This window comes from Archangium gephyra, assembly GCF_049060025.1.
Classification (GTDB): domain Bacteria; phylum Myxococcota; class Myxococcia; order Myxococcales; family Myxococcaceae; genus Archangium; species Archangium gephyra_A.
Map to the genome: position 1 here is coordinate 7,571,721 of NZ_JBMEQQ010000002.1, position 13,447 is coordinate 7,585,167.

At 71.3% G+C, this 13,447-nt stretch carries 17 protein-coding genes; 9 read left to right on the forward strand and 8 right to left on the reverse strand.

The window, feature by feature from the left end:
• Window positions 1-93 precede the first annotated feature (93 nt).
• From ACN28I_RS33130 to ACN28I_RS33145, 4 genes are all read left to right on the forward strand, one after another.
• The gene (locus ACN28I_RS33130; RefSeq protein WP_420945905.1) at window positions 94-987 is read left to right on the forward strand and encodes a hypothetical protein; all 894 of its coding nucleotides are present in this window, start codon (window positions 94-96) and stop codon (window positions 985-987) included.
• A 26-nt stretch (window positions 988-1,013) separates the two neighbouring features.
• Window positions 1,014-1,373: a hypothetical protein gene (locus tag ACN28I_RS33135; RefSeq protein WP_420945906.1), complete on the forward strand. Its 360-nt coding sequence runs from the start codon at window positions 1,014-1,016 to the stop codon at window positions 1,371-1,373.
• A gap of 10 nt (window positions 1,374-1,383) precedes the next feature.
• Window positions 1,384-1,953 carry a hypothetical protein gene (locus ACN28I_RS33140; protein ID WP_420945907.1) on the forward strand — a complete coding sequence of 190 codons (570 nt, stop codon included), beginning with the start codon at window positions 1,384-1,386 and terminating at the stop codon, window positions 1,951-1,953.
• Window positions 1,954-2,032: 79 nt separating this feature from the next.
• A complete protein-coding gene (locus ACN28I_RS33145) occupies window positions 2,033-3,259 on the forward strand; it encodes a S1 family peptidase (protein ID WP_420945908.1) in 1,227 nt (408 codons plus the stop codon).
• On the opposite strand, the gene ACN28I_RS33150 is transcribed toward ACN28I_RS33145, so the two are convergent.
• From ACN28I_RS33150 to ACN28I_RS33170, 5 genes are all read right to left on the reverse strand, one after another.
• On the reverse strand, window positions 3,210-3,713 hold the full coding sequence (locus ACN28I_RS33150; protein ID WP_420945909.1) for a hypothetical protein: 504 nt from the start codon (window positions 3,711-3,713) through the stop codon (window positions 3,210-3,212). The two genes, ACN28I_RS33145 and ACN28I_RS33150, sit on opposite strands and share 50 nt — an antisense overlap.
• A gap of 97 nt (window positions 3,714-3,810) precedes the next feature.
• Window positions 3,811-4,089 (reverse strand): hypothetical protein, encoded by a 279-nt coding sequence (locus tag ACN28I_RS33155; RefSeq protein ID WP_420945910.1) that lies wholly within the window; start codon window positions 4,087-4,089, stop codon window positions 3,811-3,813.
• Window positions 4,090-4,176: 87 nt separating this feature from the next.
• Complete coding sequence (locus tag ACN28I_RS33160) at window positions 4,177-4,845, reverse strand: hypothetical protein (protein WP_420945911.1); 669 nt, start codon at window positions 4,843-4,845, stop codon at window positions 4,177-4,179.
• Window positions 4,846-4,902: 57 nt separating this feature from the next.
• Window positions 4,903-5,169: a hypothetical protein gene (locus tag ACN28I_RS33165; RefSeq protein WP_420945912.1), complete on the reverse strand. Its 267-nt coding sequence runs from the start codon at window positions 5,167-5,169 to the stop codon at window positions 4,903-4,905.
• 120 nt (window positions 5,170-5,289) lie between these two features.
• Complete coding sequence (locus ACN28I_RS33170; RefSeq protein WP_420945913.1) at window positions 5,290-5,811, reverse strand: hypothetical protein; 522 nt, start codon at window positions 5,809-5,811, stop codon at window positions 5,290-5,292.
• A gap of 199 nt (window positions 5,812-6,010) precedes the next feature.
• Between ACN28I_RS33170 and ACN28I_RS33175 the strand changes: the two genes are divergently transcribed.
• Window positions 6,011-6,466, forward strand: coding sequence for a DUF2267 domain-containing protein (locus ACN28I_RS33175; RefSeq protein WP_420945914.1), 456 nt, complete (start codon window positions 6,011-6,013; stop codon window positions 6,464-6,466).
• Window positions 6,467-6,484: 18 nt separating this feature from the next.
• Here the strand turns inward: ACN28I_RS33175 and ACN28I_RS33180 are convergent, their stop codons facing one another.
• Window positions 6,485-8,005 carry an HAD-IG family 5'-nucleotidase gene (locus tag ACN28I_RS33180; protein ID WP_420945915.1) on the reverse strand — a complete coding sequence of 507 codons (1,521 nt, stop codon included), beginning with the start codon at window positions 8,003-8,005 and terminating at the stop codon, window positions 6,485-6,487.
• A gap of 112 nt (window positions 8,006-8,117) precedes the next feature.
• Here ACN28I_RS33180 and ACN28I_RS33185 point away from each other — a divergent pair, with 112 nt between their 5' ends.
• Window positions 8,118-8,792, forward strand: coding sequence for an START domain-containing protein (locus ACN28I_RS33185; protein WP_420945916.1), 675 nt, complete (start codon window positions 8,118-8,120; stop codon window positions 8,790-8,792).
• A 21-nt stretch (window positions 8,793-8,813) separates the two neighbouring features.
• Here ACN28I_RS33185 and ACN28I_RS33190 read toward each other — a convergent pair whose 3' ends face one another.
• Window positions 8,814-9,626, reverse strand: coding sequence for a YwiC-like family protein (locus ACN28I_RS33190; RefSeq protein ID WP_420945917.1), 813 nt, complete (start codon window positions 9,624-9,626; stop codon window positions 8,814-8,816).
• Between the two features lie 237 nt (window positions 9,627-9,863).
• Between ACN28I_RS33190 and ACN28I_RS33195 the strand changes: the two genes are divergently transcribed.
• Window positions 9,864-10,205 carry a TraR/DksA family transcriptional regulator gene (locus tag ACN28I_RS33195; protein ID WP_420945918.1) on the forward strand — a complete coding sequence of 114 codons (342 nt, stop codon included), beginning with the start codon at window positions 9,864-9,866 and terminating at the stop codon, window positions 10,203-10,205.
• A 99-nt stretch (window positions 10,206-10,304) separates the two neighbouring features.
• On the opposite strand, the gene ACN28I_RS33200 is transcribed toward ACN28I_RS33195, so the two are convergent.
• Entirely contained in the window at window positions 10,305-10,541 is a 237-nt protein-coding gene (locus ACN28I_RS33200; RefSeq protein WP_420945919.1) for a hypothetical protein, read from the reverse strand.
• A gap of 186 nt (window positions 10,542-10,727) precedes the next feature.
• On the opposite strand from ACN28I_RS33200, the gene ACN28I_RS33205 reads away from it, so the two are divergent.
• Together ACN28I_RS33205 and ACN28I_RS33210 are read left to right on the forward strand one after the other, a co-directional pair.
• A complete protein-coding gene (locus ACN28I_RS33205; RefSeq protein WP_420945920.1) occupies window positions 10,728-11,561 on the forward strand; it encodes a DUF2381 family protein in 834 nt (277 codons plus the stop codon).
• Window positions 11,558-13,444, forward strand: coding sequence for a protein kinase domain-containing protein (locus ACN28I_RS33210; protein ID WP_420945921.1), 1,887 nt, complete (start codon window positions 11,558-11,560; stop codon window positions 13,442-13,444). The genes ACN28I_RS33205 and ACN28I_RS33210 overlap by 4 nt, the downstream gene beginning before the upstream one ends.
• Window positions 13,445-13,447: the final 3 nt, after the last annotated feature.

Sequence of the window (13,447 nt, forward strand, 5' to 3'; positions counted from 1 at the left end):
TCGACTTGATGGAATGTTGTAAATCCGTTAAACGCGAGAGTCTCTCATTTTCTGCGGAACCGGAAATGCCCGGTGCAGGAAGGATGCGAGTTCATGCGTAAGGTTTTGGGAGCAGTCGCGGCGGTGATGCTGGTGGGCTGTGGTACCGGCACGCGCCCGGAGGATGCGGCGCAGGCGGTGGACGGCCTGGAGCTGAAGCAGGAGACCGGCGTGGTGTCCGGCCGCTTCGCTCAGGCGGGCTCCGAGGCCCGGTTCTCCTCGAAGCAGGTGGAGGAGGGCGTCTACCGGATTGAAGTGAGTCAGAACGGCATGTCCCTGACGGGCCTGGTGGACGTGGCCAACGGCGTGTCGTCGCTGGACGGCTTCGCGGCGGAGAGCGGCCAGGACACGCAGATGCTGGACGGGGACCGCGAGGTGCTGGCGGGCCTGTACGCGGCGCTCAACGCGCAGCTTCCCGCGGGTGACGCGGCGGCGCCCGAGGCCAAGTACCTGCGGCGCGCGGTGAGCCTCTGGTCTCAGCACCCCTCGTCCGTGGAGCTGCAGCGCACGGTGATGGGCGAGCAGGGCCGTGGCTACACCATGCTGTGCAGCTACGCGAAGTGCAACGGCGCTTGGACGGGGAGCTGCGGCGGCGTGTACAACTGGTACTCCTACGCCAAGCACGACTGCCAGCACGGCGGCTTCTCCTACACGGGCAACCAGCAGATCGCCCAGCTCGGAGACCACGGCTCGTGCAGCGGCGACGAGTTCTACATGAGCGGCGGCGTGTGGAAGTGCGGCGAGCCGGACCACTGGAGCCGCCCCAAGGTGATGGGCATCTGCTTCGGCCGCTGCGGCGGTGGCTGCGGCGGTGACACCCAGTACACGCTGGACGCCACCAACCACAACGGCTGCGTGCGCAACGGCCACGCGCTGGCGAGCGCCTACTGCGACGACCAGTTCATGTCCGCGAGCGACGACGAGATGTTCGCGCCCAACTGCTACTGATGATGCGCGGGCTGAACAGGAGGGCGGTGCCTCGCGCCGCGCTGTGGCTGGGCCTGGTGGCCGCCCTCGGCTGTCACTCGGAGTCCCGGAAGACCGAGGCCGCCCAGGCCACCGTGCAGCGCTTCTTCGAGGCGCTGCCCTCGGGCGACTGCGCGGTGCTCGCTCCCTTGCTTTCCAGCAAGGAGGGCGACACCTGCCAGGCGACCGTGCAGGAGCTGAACGAGCACAGTGTCTCCCTCGTGGAGGTGCTGGACGCGAAGGTGGACGGACGGGACCCGAACGCGGTGATGGTGCGCGCGCGGGTGGCTCGGGACGGGAAGGTCCGCGAGCAACTGATGTTACTGCGCGTGGAGCGGCATCCGGAGGGCTGGAAGCTGCGCCTATAATGGAGGAGCGATGAACAACCGGTCCCGTTTCCTTCTCCCTCTCGGTGCGGCCCTGCTGTTGGGGGCCGCGCTGGTGTTGCGCCTGTTCCTGACCGGGCCCGAGGCCACGGTCCCGGCCGGGTCGCCGCCGTCCACGACGGTGTCCCCGGTCTCCCCGTCCGCCTCGGTGTCCGCTCCGGCCGCCCCGCGGGCGCAGCCGCCGTCGCCGGTGCGGTCCGGGTCGCAGGCGGTGGCGTCCTCGGAAGGGCGCGGAGCGACGGAGGTGCCGATCGGTCCGGGAGACGTGGTGCCGGAGCCGGAGGTGGAGAACGCGCCGCCGCAGCAGAACGATCCCATCGAGCCGGAGTTGCCTCAGACGCCGGAGTGGAAGCACGGGAAGCTGGTGCGCATGACGGAGCTGATGGAGCGCGACGTGGAGCGGCTCGAGGAGGAGCGGCTGGTCGCGGAGGCGAACGGGAACACGGAGGAGGCGAAGAAGCTGCAGGTGCGGATCTCCCGTTACCGGACGAGCCTGATGAAGCTGCACGAGCAGAGGGCGGGCCTGGCGGGAGAGGTGAGCCAGGAGCGGGCGGCGCAGTGAGCTCCGCCGCGTCACGTCCCCTCGGATGAACCCGGGTCGCGAGCACCCTCTCCCTCTGGGAGAGGGTGGGGGTGAGGGTTTGCGCCCCCCTTCTGTCCTCCTGTCCCTCCTGCTGTGGACACTGGGTGCCTGTGCCCCGGCTCCGCCCGATGCACTGACCGCCGCGGCCCGCACGGACGCGGTGGTCTCCGGCACGGACGCCCCGGATGACCCCGCCGTGGTGGCGCTGGTGGCCCGCCGGGCGCGCTGCACGGGCGAATCCCTGACGCTGCTGTGCACGGGGGCGCTGATCGCACCGGACGTGGTGCTGACGGCGGCGCACTGCCTGGAGATCTTCGGCACGGACGGGGCCTACGAAGTCTTCCTCGGCACACGGCTGTTGCCGGAGCCCGGGCCCGAGGGCCGTTTCGTGCGGGTGGCTCGAGCGGTGCGGCACCCGGGCTATGACCGGGCGAGCCACGCCCGGGACGCGGCCCTGTTGCGCCTGTCGAAGCCGGTGGACGTGTCCCCGCTCCCACTCCCCGGGCCCGGGAAGGCCTCCCTGGCGCCGGGCCAGTCCGCGCGCGTGGTGGGCTTTGGCGACACGAAGGACGCGAGTGCACCCGCGGGCCAGCGGCGCCAGGGCGGGATGGTGCTGACGGAGGTGGAAGCGGGTGCCTTCCGGGCGGGGCCCTCGCCGGCGATGAGCTGCGTGGGCGACAGCGGAGGGCCGGTGCTGGTGCGGGACTCGGAAGGGCGCGAGGTGCTCGTGGGTGTCACCGCGAGCGGCGACGTGGCCTGCCGCACGGAGGCCTTCAACGTCCGGGTGGACGCGCTGCTCGAGGACTTCATCCACCCCTTCCTCGCCGGGCGCCTGGAGCCGCGGGGCCCGGTGCTGGCACTCGACTCCCTCTGCACCGCCGCGTGCACGAGTGATGCGCAGTGCCCCGCGGGGCTCGCGTGTGAGTCCGTGGCGGGGGGAGGCGCGGCGCGCTGCCTCCAGCCCGCGTTGCAGGAGGGAGACTACGGCGCCGTCTGTGCCGGGGACGCACAATGCGGAGCGGGCGGCGTGTGCGCGCGCCTGGAGCCCGAGGGCGAGGACGCGTGCCGCTGCTTCACTCCCTGTGGCCAGACACCGCCGGCACCACTCCCCGAGGAGGCGAGCGGTTGCGCGGGAGCACCGGGTGCGAGCCCCTGGGTGTGGGGCGTGGGCGCGTGGACATTGCGGCTCGCCACGCGCTCGCGCCGGGGAGGCCCGTCAGGAGGGGCCGGGGCGCTCAGCCACCGTGGAGGCGCGTGCGCTTGCGCGGGCCCCCGGCGTGGGTGATGTCCATCTCGCTCGGGGCCTTCTTGCGGCCCTGCACGGGCGAGCCGCGCTTGGCGCGCGTCTCCTGGCGCTGTTTGGCCTCGTTGCGGGGAACCTTCGGACGCTCCTCGCGGCGGTAGGCGGCGGCGGCCTCGGTGGGCACCGTCTTGCGGTGCGGCCCGTGGCGGTACTGGGCGGCGGCCTCGTCAGGAATCGTCTTGCGGCGCGAGGTGGAGCTGCCCGTCCCGGGCAGGGGCAGCTTGAGGCTCTGGGCCGTCTTGCCCTCGCCGGGCGCGCGGCGCCGGCTCACGGAGCGCTCGGTGGTGCTGGCCCGGCCGACGATGCCGCGGCTCTTCTTGAGTGCGTGGGCGCTCTTGCCGGCGGGGACGTCACCAACGTCCGACGCCTTCACCGTCACCGTCGTGCCCTTGGCCTTGGCGCGTTTGGCGCGTGACTGCTGGGTCTTCTCTGGCATGGATTCTCCCCCACATGTAGGTAGGGATGACCGGCCGGAATGACCAGGGGGGGCCGGTCCCTCTGTCGGGTATGGGTTGTTGGATGCCGCGGACGCGCTACAGGCCGTTGCCGCGCTTCGTCTTGCGCCGGGTGACGGTCCTCTTGCCGGGCCGCACCTCGGTGGTGGCGGGCCCAAGTCCCACCGGCTCCGTCATGGCCGGGCCTGGAGTGGCCTTGCGCATGAGCTTCTGGCGCCGCAGGGCCGCGGCCTGGTCACGGGGCACGGTCTTCTTCCCCGTGCTGAGGCCTGGCGCCTGCCGGTTCGTCTGCGCCTCGTCGACGTCCGCCATCCGCTTCTTGTTCTTGATACCTGCTACCCGGGTCCTGACCGCCATAGAGTGGCCTCCTTCATCGGAGGTAAGGACACCCGGGCCGGTTTTCCATCCCCCGCCGGCTTCCCCTGACGCCGGGCGCCTGCTGGCTCAGCGCCCCATCTCGGCCGCGGCCCTCGGGCAGTCCTTCACGATGGCCTGGGCCTGCGCGTCCCCGTCCTCGGCCTCGCTCACCGCGCGCGACACGGACGTGGAGCACTTGAAGGGCGAGGGCGGCGTCTTCGCGTGGCAGCAGCGCCACCCGTCCAGCTTCTTCAGGTAGCCGAGCGCCTCGCGCCGGGTGGGCATCACCACGAACCACACCGAGGCGAACACCAGCACCAGCCAGACGCCCTGCCAGCCCAGGCCGCGCTGCCACTTCTTGGTGAAGGGGGGCACGGCCTCCGGCTGCACCTTCTGGAGGCGATCGCCGTAGCGCCGCTGCAGGAAGGGCGAGATGGCCAGGTCCACCGGGACGAGCAGGGCCCGGAGCAGGCCGCGCCCGGGCCCCGGCGCGCTGCCGTCCGTCACCAGCCGCAGGCCCACCACGCCGCGCCACAGCGTCCACCCGCTGAGTCCACCGGCCAGGGACATGAGGAGCCACGTCACCCCGCCGGCCACGACGAGCGCCTGCGGTGTCCGGTCCACGTCCAGCGCCCGCAGCGCTCCCCAACCCAGCAACGCCGAGGTGGCCAGGTCCAGAAGGTCCGCGAACCACAGCCGCCACAGGTAACGGGTGTCGGCCGGTTCGAACTCCGAGGAGAACAGCGCGTCGCTCATTCGCACCCAGCATAGTCCGCGAATCGCGCCCGTCTCCGTTTTGTTGCGCGGCGCCGCTCAACCGCCGCTGCGCTTGATGTGCATCTGGCTGGGGGGCTTCTTGCGCCCGCGCACGGGGACCTCGCCGTGGGGAATCTTCGGCAGGCGGGGCTGTGAGGCCGGGCCCAACCGGGCCCGGGCCAGCAGCCGCTCGCGCCGCAGCAGCGGGAGCTCATCCCGGAAGGGGGTGGGTTTGCCCTTGCTGGACTGGGGGCCATGCTTCACGGCGTACGTCGCCGCGTCGCGCCGGTTCTTGATGCCAACCGTGTCCGATCGAACCGCCATGGTGCTCTTCCTCCTCTGCCAGATGAGGAATGGGCGCGTGGGGCGGTGCCGTCATCTCAGCGGGGGGCGGACGGGGCCGTTGATCGGCCGCTCGCGCAGGAGCGGGGCGGGGGAGGCCCTTCAGGAGGAGCGGCGCTTGCCGCGCGAGAGCTCATCCACGGAGAAGAGCAGGCCGTCTCGAGGAGCGGACGGGGACGCCGCCGGGGCAGCGGCCGGACGGCGCCGCGCCTTGGGGGGCTTCTCGTTGGCCGTCTCCACCAGGGTGGCCTTCACGGCCCGGCCCGAGAGGTTGGGCAGGGACTTGAGGGGCGGCAGGTTCACCTTGCGGCAGTTGCGGCACCAGGACTGCGGCCGGCGCTCGCCCCGGATGATGCGCGTGCCGAAGTCCTGCTCCGTGGGGCCCACGTGGCCGCAGCGCGGGCAGCGCGACAGCGCCGTCTTGCCGATCTCCTTCGCGAGCTGCCGCCCGTGCTGCACCACCAGCTTCAAAGCCGCGGCGAAGCCCGGCCTGGCAGCCGGAGCCGACTTGCGAGCACGCTTCTTTCGCCCGCTTTCATTCCGGACAGGCATCAGGTCCGCCCCGTCGAGAAGGTTGCCCTGCTCAAGGACTCGCAACGCGCCGTTGGTGGTCGAGTGGCTCACGGCACTACTCATACTAGGGGGGTCTGACACGCCCTGCTGATCGGTCAGGTCGCCCGGTCGCTCCCCTGCCGGTCCACCCTCCCCGAGCCAGCCCACCCGCTCTCCCCGGGTCCCCGGAAGCTCCTTCCTGATCGCCCGCTCCCGCCAGTCCCCCACCCATGCCCACCTTCCACGAAAGGACACTTCAGAGGAGAGCCACATGGCCGATACGCCCACCGGCGGACCCATGAGCCGCAGTGAGAAGCGCCACCAATCCCACCTCGGCCGCAGCTACGCCGCCTTCATCAAGCACCTGTCCGAGGTCGGAAGGCTGGAGGCGGGGGTGGTCGAATGTGCGGCGGTGTCGGTCATCAACGCGTTGCTGCACCGCATCCAGCCCGAGGAGGCGAAGGACCTGGAGGCGCAGTTGCCGCGCAAGCTGCTGGAGTTCCTGCCCAAGGAGGAGGGGCAGAAGCCGGCGCGCGAGTACGGCCGGACGCGGGAGGACTTCCTGCGGGTGGTGGCGGAGGACCTGCGCAAGGACGTCTCGGAGGTGGAGGGCATCGTGCGCGCCGTCTTCCTGGGCCTGCGCGAGCACATCTCCGAGGGCGAGGCCCACGACGTGGAGAGCAACCTGCCCCCGGACCTGCAGGACCTGTGGCGGCGCACGCAGTAGGCCTCGGGACACCCTTTCTCAAGCAGCGCCCGTGTCGCCTCCTCCGGTGGTGGCGGGGGGGAACACGGGCGTGCCGCCCGGCGTGGTCGGGTCGTGCGGGAGGCTGCCGCGCGGGCTGCGCAGGTAGACGAAGGGCGTGGCGAAGAGGAAGTTGCTCACCCGCGACGTATAGATGTCCGCGTAGCGCTCCACCTGGCGCGCGAGGTGGCTCTTGTCATTGCCCGCCCGCGTCAGCAGGCCCCAGATGGGATTGGACAGCTCGCTGGCGGCGCGCGCCAGGGGCCCCAGCTCCGCATCGAGCGCCTCCAATTGCAGCCGCAGCTCGGCGGCGCGGGCGTGGAGCTGCTCGTCCGGGGGCGAGGGCTCGCGCGGGCCGTAGCCCATCCGCCGCCGCTGCAGCTCCAGCCGCACCTGGCAGGCCTCGGCCTCCAGCCGCTCCTTCTGCACCATCCGCTCCTCCAGACGCGCCTCGGTGGCCCGGAAGGCGCTGATGGCGCGAATCTCATCCTCCAGCTCGCGGATGACGAGCGCGGTGCGCCAGCGCAGCACGCTCTTGGTGACGTGCACGTCGCCGAACATGTGGTCGCCCACGTACAGGATTTCATCCCCGCTCATGCCCAGCGAGCGCTCCACCTCCAAGGCACTGCCGCCGAAGTAGGGCACCCCCGGCTTGAGCGGCCCCGAGTGCGGACGCAACAGGCCCTCCTGGCCCTGCACCGTCACCACCTCGAAGAGCGAGGAGCGCGTGGTGAAGAACTCGGGCTTGCGTGCGCTGACGATGACCACGTCGAACAGCTCGCGCCACGTCATCCCCTTGAGGTACGGGTCGAACGCCGCGTGCATCATGGGCAGCGTGTAGGCCCACTCACTGTTGGTGATGAGCAGCAGCTTCTTGCCCGCGTTCTTCTGATCCAACAGCGCCAGGGCCGTGTCCGGCTCGGCCAGCACGTAGCGCCCCGGGTCGGCGATGATTTCGGCCTTGAGCGCGCCCTCCATGTGGGTGGCATCCAGGCTGCGGCGCACGTGCTCGTAGACGTCCGTGTAGCCCATGGGGCCGGCGAGCTTGCTCATCAGGCCCGACAGCTTGCCGTCATCCAGCAGGTCCACCACCTGGCAATACAGACACGCCTCGGAAAGTGAGAACAAGGTATTGAGAAAAACCCAGCGGCGCTCGGACAGGTCGACGATGGTGCGCGCGTACTCGTTGCGCTGGGCCTCGAAGTCCATGGGCCGCGTGCCGTGCAGCGCCTTCTTCACGAAGCCGAAGCGGTTGGCTTTGAGGAGGTTGCCCTTCTCGGTGTCGATGATGAGGCCGCGCATGGCCAGCATCGGATCGAACGTGAGGTGGCCCACGGGCCAGCCCTGCGCCACGAGCCTGTCGCGCATGTGCTCGTAGGCCCTCTGTTCCCACGCCTCCACTTTGTAATGGATGAGCGTGTAATCCATGTCATAGCCGACGGCCTTGATGGCCCTCATGTTGAGGGTGCGATTACAGAAGAGCCCGCGCTCGGGTGGGGGGGCTGTCAGGTTCCCGGTCATATGCCTACGTTCGTGCCCTGGCCGGTGCCAAAAGTCGATACTTCTGGCGGTGAGGGTGTTGGTGGAGGGCGGGGAGCTGGCCAGGGCCCGCCTCAAGTGAGGGGAGTCCAACATGAGGTACGTGCCGGGCCTCGCGGTTCTGGTGGTGGCGTTGGTGGCGGGTGGGGCGAGCGCCGAGGACGGGTGGGAGCAGCTCTCCAAGGGAGACGTGACCATCCGGGTGCGCAAGCGGGCGGACATTCCCGGGGGCCGGGAAGTGTGGGCGGAAGGTGTGCTGGAGGTGGGCATCCAGGACATCCAGTCGGTGCTGAGGGACCACGAGAGCTTCCGGCAGTGGATGCCCTACGTGACGGAGTCGCGGGTGCTGTCGACGGGGCCGGAGGGGACGCGCGTGACGTACACGCGGCTGAACCTGCCCGTCATCTCCAACCGGGACTACGTGGTGCGCGTGGTGGACGAGCAGCTCCTGGGGGCGGACGGGACGGGGCAGTTCCGTCAGACGTGGACCTCGGAGAACGGGGCCCTGCCGGAGCAGAAGGGCGTGGTGCGGCTGCGCCACAACCAGGGGAGCTGGGTCTTCACCCCGCGCGGCGAGGGCAAGGCGCACTTCGTCTACCGCTTCACGGTGGAGCCCGGCGGCTCCATCCCCGGCTTCCTGGCGGGGTTCGGCCAGAAGGACGCGGTGCTGGACACGGTGCGCGCGGTGGAGAAGCGGGCGCGCAAGACGGCCACGGAGCGGACCGCGTCGAGCCAGGCGGGCACGGGCTCCACGCCCCGGCCGCTGTAGCCGCGGTGGCGCCGGGCGTGCTCAGCCCAGCCCCACCCCGAGCAGCACCAGGGTGAGGGTGCCGGCCACGCCCAGCGTCCAGCCGATGGAGTGCAGCTTGCGCGGCGAGGGCAGGGCCACGCACAGGCCGAGCGCCACGAGGCCCACGGGCAGCAGCGCCAGCACGCGCAGCGGATGGAGCCCGGAGGCGAGCGCCCAGAGGACGGCGGTGAGGAGGACGGCGGCCACCAGGGCGGCGCCGGTGCACCGCAGCCGCTCGCGGTGGGCGTGGGGCCGGTGGCTGGCGATGACGGTGCGCACGGCCAGCGTGGCCAGCCCGAAGGACAGCCCGTAGGTGCCCCAGAGCGTCAGCGCGGTGGAGGCGGGAAGGCCTCCGGCCATGGCGATGGGCACCGCCCAGGCTCCGAGCGCGAGCGCGGCGAGCACCTCTCCCGAGAGCGTGCGCTCCTGCCGGTTCCACGCGAGCAGCAGCACCTCGCCGCCCAGGATGAGGGGCAGCGCGAGGAAGGGCCGCGCCTCTTGGGGCAGGGAGACGGCGCCGAGCACGAAGGACAGTGCGCCCAGCGCTCCCACCCCGAGGCCCCATACCTTCGCGCGGCCTCCATCCCGCTCGCCGCGGCGCGCGCCCCGGTGGCCGAGCAGCAACAGCAACGGCTCGTGGGCGAGCAGGCAGGCGAGCGCCGCCCCGGTGAGCCAGAGCGCACTGGCGGGCGCACCGGAGACGAAGAGGGCGCTGGCCAGGGGGAGGCCGAGCTGGAACCAGACGCCGTGCTCGCGGGGGAGGAGCCCCTGGAGGAGCGAGCCGGGAGTGGGGTGGGAAGAGAGAGAAGTCATCGCGTGTCCTCGAGTGATGCCCGCTGACATCCTGAGCAAGGGATGTTCCAGCGCGGGTACGAGGGGGCGGCGGGGCTCGCGTGCGCAAGGGGTGCACAGGGACCCGGGGGGCCCCGCAAAGCTTGCGCGCGGCCGGCGGGTTTCCTGGGGACGGAAGCGGGAGGCACGTTTCCTGAAATGGGCTGAAACCACTGGCCGGTGGACCCTTGGGGGGCGCCGGAGAAGTGGGGAAGCGCCATGAACACGTGGATGGACGAGGCTCGGACGGCGTTGATGCAGCGGCGGAGCAGCCTGCGAGGCCTGCTGCGGATCAACCTGCCGGAGGCCGGTGGGCAGCGGAGCGGGCGGGAGCCGGACCCGGTGGACGAGGCGGTGGAGGAGAGCGCGGAGGCGGTGCGGGCGCGGCTGTCGGAGCTGGAGGAGCGCGAGCTGCGGGACATCGACGACGCGCTGGTGCGCATCGAGCAGGGTCGGTTCGGGCACTGCGCGCGCTGCGGCGGGGCGATCGGCCGACACCGGCTGCGAGCCGTCCCCGAGGCGCGTCACTGCATGTCGTGCAGCGCGCACGGGCGCCGCTGATCGCACCCTCCCACGGGAGGAGGAGTGCTCAGCATGAGGCGCCCGCGAACACCCGAACCCGGGGGGGAAGCTCCGTGCATGGGTGAGCCGGTTCCCGGCTCAGGGACTGGCGGGCCTCGGAGCGGCGTACGCACCGCCGGCCGCCGTGCTGGCCTGCGCGGAGGCGGGAGGGGGCGGGGCACGCCGGTGGGGCTTGTGGACACCGGGCAGGAGTCCCGCGAGCGGGGCGCGCGTGGCACAACCTCCGAGCAGCAGCAGGAGCGCGATGCCGAGGACGCGTGGGCCGGAGCGCCTCCAGATGACCCTGCGTGGAGAGCTCGTGGAATCGACGCGCATGGAACACCCCCTGGAAGTCCGGCGTATGCGCTGAGCATCCAAGGGCCCCGGGCGTCCCGTCAAACGCGGGCCGCCTCCTTCGTTGGAAAGACAGGGGACATCATCTCCGGAGTCATCCCGGACGAGATGACCGGGGAAGTGGTTTTTTGCTTGCCTTCGAGAGGACGTCGCACGTAGGTTGTTCGAGTGCGCCCTGGAGCCTGGTTCCTCCTGCCCGTCCTGCTCTCCCTGCCGGCCACGGCCTCCACGCGGGCAGGAGGGCCAGTGCTCCAGCGGCGCACGCTTGTTCTGCCTTCGCGGCCCGGGCTGGTGCCTCCTTTGGAGCTGCGCGTAGCGGCCGGAGTGCCCACGCTCGTGCTGTTCGATGCGCCCCCACTGACGGAGTCCCCGGTGCTCGTGCCGGAGCAGGAGCGCCTCCCGCTGCGCCGCTTGGAGGATGGCTCGGTGCTGCTGCTCCCCACCGAGGACCTGGCTCCGGGAGAACGGGTGCCTCTCACCGTGTCCCTGGAAGCTGGCGCCGAGCCGCTGCGCTTCGTGCTCGTCACGCGGCGGGACGTGGTGGATGTGAGGGTGCGCGTGATGCGCGACCACGCCCCCGCTGATGAGGACGGCGCGGAGCTCGTGGCCCGGAGCCTGCTCGACGCGCCGGATGCACGCGCCACGCTCGCCATTCCCCAGGCGGTGGTGAAGTACGACGCACCGGGTTCTCGGGGCCGGGTCGATTCCGTGTTGTGGATGGGACGGCGCTTCTTCGTCACCCTGTCCCTGCGTGACCGCAAGAAGGGGGCGCCACCGTGGCGGCTGGTGCAAGCGCGGCTGAGGGTGACGCTCCCGGACGGAGTGCTGTGGGAGTGGCCCGCGCGGATGCTCTCGGGCGCGGCGGACCCGTGGCACCAACGTCACATCGTGACCGGCCAGCTTCCGGAGGGCGTCTCGGAGGTGGAGCTGGCGCTGGATGGCGAGGACGCGCCCGGACCCTTCCGTCCGCTGCTCGGGCGAGAGGAGCCGCCGTCCCCATGAGCACGCCTCTGCACCCCAACCAGTTGCGCGAGGGCGAGATGGTGCGGGACTTCCGCGTGGTGCGCTGGCTGGGCGCCGGGGGGTTCTCCTTCGTCTTCCTGGTGGAGCGCGGGGGCCAGCGCTACTTCATGAAGGTGGCGGCCCGGCCCTTGTCGGAGAGGGACGAGGACCGGGTGGATGACTGGATGCGCCGCGAGGTGTCCTCGCTGGAGCTCCTGGCGCACTCCAACCTGCTGCCGGTGCTCGAATGGGGCCGCTGGCCGGAGGTGGAGACGGGCTATGGCTACTTCGTCACGCCCTACATCCAGGGGAGCACCTTCCATGTCTGGCGTTGGCGCCAGCGTGCGTCGCTGCACCGGTCGGTGGGCGTGCTGTGCGAGTACCTGACGGCCCTGGAGACGCTTCACGAGCGCGGCGTGTGCCACCGGGACATCAAGGCGGACAACCTGCTGGTGCGTCAGGGAGACGACAAGCCCTTCCTCATCGACTTCGGCTCGGTGCACCTGCCCTGGGCGAGTGTGCTGACGGAGGGGCTCGCACCGGGCACGCTCTACTGCCAGCCTCCCGAGGCCGTGTCCTTCCTGCTGTCCGAGGCCTTCCGTCCCGGCTCGCGCCTGGAGGCCCGGCCCGAGGCGGACCTGTATGCGGTGGGCGTGCTGCTGTACGAGACGCTCACCAACTGCCGACCCTTCAGCACCCGGCTGCCGTTGGAGCAGTTGTTGATCGCCATCGCCACCACGCCGCCGCCGGAGCCCCGGACGTTCGACCCCGGGCTTCCCGCCGGCCTGTGCTGGCTCGTCATGCGCCTGCTGGCGAAGGAGCCCGGAGAGCGCCCCGAGAGCGCCCGGGCCGTGCGCGAGGCGCTGGAGCGGATGCGGCGCGAGGAGGGACACACCGCCGCGTGGCAGGCCCCGGCGGCCCTGCCTTCCGAATGCGCGTGGGCGCGCGAGGTGCCCGCGGGGATGGAGCTGTTGGACGAGAGGGCGGCACCCCTGGAGCCGGAGCCGGAGCCACCGCCCGCTCCTCCCGAGCCGCCGCCGGGGAGGGCGCCCGTGGACGGACGGTGGGCGGGGAGGAGGCGGTGGCTCGCCGTGGCGGTCCTGCTCCTGGGGTTGCTCGGGATAGGGTGGATGCTCCTGTGTGTGGTGCATCCTCCTGGGGAGGACGGCCCGCGCTCGGGGCCCATCGCGCCGGCCGCTCCGGCGCCTTCCGAGAAAGGAACGCAGTCCGTGCCCTCCTCTCCCTCTCCCGAGACCTCCCGTGACTCCTCCCCGGCGTGGGTGGCCTCGCGCCTGTGCCACGTGCTCACCGGGGTGCTGGGCCTGTCCACCGCCGCGCAGCTCGCCGGGTGCGCCACCGTGCCCATGCGGCCGGATCCCATCGGCTACCTGGCGCGGTGTCCTCCCGAGGCCCGTGCCACCCCCGTGCGGTTGGGCATCAAGCCCGCCGAGCATGCCTCCTTCCTGGATACGGGCACTCCGGCCTCGGAAGACTCCATCGAGGAGGATGGCGGCTCGCTCAACCTCAAGCCGGGCCCCGTCCAGGCCACCATGTATACCTTCGTGGAGGGCAAGGAGGCGGAGTTCAAGATCTTCGGCGAGGCGGTGACGACGCCCAACCGTGTCTACATCCAGTTCGACCGCATCGTTGCGCCGGGCGGCACGCCGCTGCCCATCTGTGGCGTGGCGGTGGATGACTTGCACCAGTACGGCATTCCGACCTACGCGAAGCTGCCCATCGAGGGGGCGAAGGTGGATCCGGCGATGGTGGACAAGAGCCCGGGCAGCGTGGTGCTCAATGATCCGCGCTTCGAGACGGTGTTGCAGGGGCCCGAGGGCTACGACGTGCCGCGCATCAACCTGGCCCCGCCGGACTGGCGCTGAGGC

What these genes read in the sequence shown, in the direction of transcription:
- ACN28I_RS33130 (WP_420945905.1), top strand. Translation starts at nt 94, where the DNA reads ATGCGTAAGGTTTTGGGAGCAGTCGCGGCGGTGATGCTGGTGGGCTGT.
- ACN28I_RS33210 (WP_420945921.1), top strand. Translation starts at nt 11,558, where the DNA reads ATGAGCACGCCTCTGCACCCCAACCAGTTGCGCGAGGGCGAGATGGTG.
- ACN28I_RS33140 (WP_420945907.1), top strand. Translation starts at nt 1,384, where the DNA reads ATGAACAACCGGTCCCGTTTCCTTCTCCCTCTCGGTGCGGCCCTGCTG.
- ACN28I_RS33165 (WP_420945912.1), bottom strand. Translation starts at nt 5,169, where the DNA reads ATGGCGGTTCGATCGGACACGGTTGGCATCAAGAACCGGCGCGACGCG.
- ACN28I_RS33175 (WP_420945914.1), top strand. Translation starts at nt 6,011, where the DNA reads ATGGCCGATACGCCCACCGGCGGACCCATGAGCCGCAGTGAGAAGCGC.
- ACN28I_RS33160 (WP_420945911.1), bottom strand. Translation starts at nt 4,845, where the DNA reads ATGAGCGACGCGCTGTTCTCCTCGGAGTTCGAACCGGCCGACACCCGT.
- ACN28I_RS33200 (WP_420945919.1), bottom strand. Translation starts at nt 10,541, where the DNA reads ATGCGCGTCGATTCCACGAGCTCTCCACGCAGGGTCATCTGGAGGCGC.
- ACN28I_RS33195 (WP_420945918.1), top strand. Translation starts at nt 9,864, where the DNA reads ATGAACACGTGGATGGACGAGGCTCGGACGGCGTTGATGCAGCGGCGG.
- ACN28I_RS33150 (WP_420945909.1), bottom strand. Translation starts at nt 3,713, where the DNA reads ATGCCAGAGAAGACCCAGCAGTCACGCGCCAAACGCGCCAAGGCCAAG.
- ACN28I_RS33190 (WP_420945917.1), bottom strand. Translation starts at nt 9,626, where the DNA reads ATGACTTCTCTCTCTTCCCACCCCACTCCCGGCTCGCTCCTCCAGGGG.
- ACN28I_RS33155 (WP_420945910.1), bottom strand. Translation starts at nt 4,089, where the DNA reads ATGGCGGTCAGGACCCGGGTAGCAGGTATCAAGAACAAGAAGCGGATG.
- ACN28I_RS33180 (WP_420945915.1), bottom strand. Translation starts at nt 8,005, where the DNA reads ATGACCGGGAACCTGACAGCCCCCCCACCCGAGCGCGGGCTCTTCTGT.
- ACN28I_RS33185 (WP_420945916.1), top strand. Translation starts at nt 8,118, where the DNA reads ATGAGGTACGTGCCGGGCCTCGCGGTTCTGGTGGTGGCGTTGGTGGCG.